Source organism: Pyrobaculum sp. (assembly GCF_049971835.1).
Classification (GTDB): Archaea; Thermoproteota; Thermoprotei; order Thermoproteales; family Thermoproteaceae; genus Pyrobaculum.
In genome coordinates this window covers 1-2531 of record NZ_JBMFKV010000238.1, presented here as the reverse complement: position 1 = coordinate 2531, position 2531 = coordinate 1, and the positions used below count along the sequence as shown (strand labels likewise).

General features: G+C 56.9%; 5 protein-coding genes. 4 read left to right on the top strand and 1 reads right to left on the bottom strand.

Annotated elements, in window-relative coordinates:
• The 3 genes from ACP5J3_RS13025 to ACP5J3_RS13015 all read left to right on the top strand — a co-directional run.
• Window positions 1–834, top strand: an 834-nt coding sequence (locus ACP5J3_RS13025) for a hypothetical protein (protein WP_428496080.1), incomplete at its 5' end; no start/stop codon positions are given.
• Window positions 834–1466 (top strand): class I SAM-dependent methyltransferase, encoded by a 633-nt coding sequence (locus ACP5J3_RS13020; RefSeq protein WP_428496081.1) that lies wholly within the window; start codon window positions 834–836, stop codon window positions 1464–1466. The genes ACP5J3_RS13025 and ACP5J3_RS13020, both read left to right, overlap by 1 nt.
• On the top strand, window positions 1459–1698 hold the full coding sequence (locus ACP5J3_RS13015) for a hypothetical protein (protein WP_428496079.1): 240 nt from the start codon (window positions 1459–1461) through the stop codon (window positions 1696–1698). The genes ACP5J3_RS13020 and ACP5J3_RS13015 overlap by 8 nt, the downstream gene beginning before the upstream one ends.
• Before the next feature lie 103 nt (window positions 1699–1801).
• On the opposite strand, the gene ACP5J3_RS13010 is transcribed toward ACP5J3_RS13015, so the two are convergent.
• Window positions 1802–1951, bottom strand: a complete 150-nt coding sequence (locus ACP5J3_RS13010; protein WP_428496078.1) for a hypothetical protein — start codon at window positions 1949–1951, stop codon at window positions 1802–1804.
• Between the two features lie 101 nt (window positions 1952–2052).
• On the opposite strand from ACP5J3_RS13010, the gene ACP5J3_RS13005 reads away from it, so the two are divergent.
• A partial coding sequence (locus ACP5J3_RS13005) for a hypothetical protein (protein WP_428496077.1) occupies window positions 2053–2531 on the top strand: 479 nt, incomplete at its 3' end.

The window sequence follows — 2531 nt, the reverse complement described above, 5'->3', positions numbered from 1 at the left end:
GAGCTCGTCGTCCAGCGATCCAGACTCTACGGAGGCGCTGTCAAGCCTACTAGAGCCACGGCGCGTCAGACGGCGATAGACGTCTTCCAAGAGAGCTTCTCAGAGGAGTGGCTCATGTTCCTCGACGACGACTTCGTCCTCTCGCCCACGTACTGGGCCCACGCCCAGCGCCACACTGCCGAGGCGAAGGTCGGCGAGATATGGGGCGTCAACTGGGACGCCGCGCCGGATCGGGAGCGCTTCATAAACACGCTGAACAAGCTGGGGCTGTCGAAGAAGACGTACGCCCAGTATCTGCTAGACGCCTTCAGCCGCAGAGGCGGCACGCACGACACGCTGTACCGGCGCGCGGCGCTCAACGGCGTGCTCATACCGCCGGAGCTACACGTCTACGAAGACGCGTGGCTCCACCACTACGTGAGGTGCGGCGGCTGGGAGAGCCGTGTGGTGTACGACTCTGGCAGGCACTACTCCCCGCCTAAGGACTTCAGCGTGGCGGAGGAGAAGAGGCGGTGGCTAGTTGCCGTGTCCACAGCTGTGAAGTACGGCATTGTGGAGTACGAATACATTGAGCGCGCAATACGGAGCGGCGCCGATCCCGCCAGGTGGGCCTTGGCGTGGCTGTCCCTAGCCAGGCCGATCCTCGGCTTCCCCCTCCAGCTCGCAGTAGATCTAGCGCTTACTAAAAATCTGATAAGAGCTATCAAACGCGCCACCGCGAAGCAGTACTTGAAGCTGTGGAACCGCTACGTGGTGTTGAGGGAGGCGAGGCGCGTCGGGGGCAGGCTCCCCGACGTCTGCGAGGCGGTGAGGAGCCACGTGAAGAAGAGGTGATGTACGGCGACGACTACTTCGAGAGGCGGGACGTTGACAAGTCCGAGTGGTTTGATATAGAGCGCGCCTTGAAGGCGCTGGGCGTTAAGAAGCGCAGGCACAGAGTGCTGGACGTCGGCGGGGGGACTGGCGACTTGGCCAGGTGGCTGAGGGGCAGGGGTTGGCTGGCTGACTACTGCGATCCCCACGCCCCCGGCGCTCCGTACTGCAGACTGCCGCGGGACGTCCCCCAGGCAGACGCCTACGTCCTCCAGCACGTCCTCGAACACGTAGAAGATCCCTACGGCGCACTAGCCGCCCTGCTTGAGAAGAGGCCCGTGGCTGTTGTGGTTGTGGTGCCCGGCCACTTTAGCGGCGACGAGACGCACTACTGCAACCACTTCCGCCTTGTGGTGGAGGAGGAGTACGAGGGGGCGTGGGGGCGGGCGAGGATATGCACGCTGTACGGCTTGCTCAGCGCCGCGAGGAGCCGCGGCTACCAAGCCGTGTGGACTGTAGACACCCGCTCTCTCTATGCTCCTTGGGACGCAGACTTTGTAGTCGCCGTCGGGAGGAGGATAGGCAGGCTTGCGGAGCTACGGCTCAAGCACAAGCAGTACCTCGCCTGGTTGCTATTCCACGGCTATGGATGATATCTACGTCGTCATTCCGTGGAGCCGTAGGAGCAAGCGCGCCAGGAAGATAATCGAGTCGGTACTCAAGGCGCTTGAAGAGCTTGGCTACAAGACGGAGCGCATACCGCGTAGATGTCTCAGGTACTGCGATCGCCACGAGAGATGGGAATGCGCGTGTTGCTGGGTGGACGAGCCAGCGGTGATCTTCGAGCTCAAGAAAGGTGCCATAGCGTACAAGCTGAATACTTAAAAACACACACGTTTTTCCACACAACCCCGAGGTCTGTGAATTAGCCCCTCCCCCTCTTCCACCGGGGGAGGGGGATGATGGGGGTCCTGAACCCCCCGCCCCCTTAGATGTTTAGTAGCAACTCTATGCACATCTCGAACGCGATCTTTCTGAAGCCTGGCGGCGCCTCTCGCCATGTGAACTCTCTGCACCTCCTCTTCGCACGCTCCCACTCCCTCCTCTCGATCTCGGCGCCTTTCACATACACCTTCATGCGTTCATGCGTCTCTCTCTATATACCACCAGTGTTTATACCAATATATCTATAGAATCAATAAATGAGAAAATTTATAAACTTACGAATTCGTTGAACTCATGACAAACGGGGAAACGATCTCTCTAGAGAGACACGCTGAAGATAGCGTCTACATTGAGGACGAAAAAGTAGCGCAGGTGTTGCAGTCGTTGCTCAATGCTGATACTATCACCGCAGTAGAGATGTATGAGCGCAAATACGAGGAAGGTTATATACCTTATGAGCTTGATCCTGATTACGACTACGATAGGATGATAGAGCAATATTGGAGGGAAGCGGATGTGGTATGTGAATTATGTAGATTATGTATACGTAGAAGAGAATGTTCAGAATGCGCAGAATGCGATGATTTGTTAAGAAAGATACGAGAGTTAGAAGAGCGCAAAGAGAAGTACGAAAAGACGGCAAAAAAATATGTTGGATGTGGAGAAGATGAGTACTGTTACGACTACTGCTATTGCGAGGAGGAAGATGAGTACTGTTACAGAGAGAGCGCGTGGGACGGGGAGGAGATATACATAATGCCAATCAACGGTAC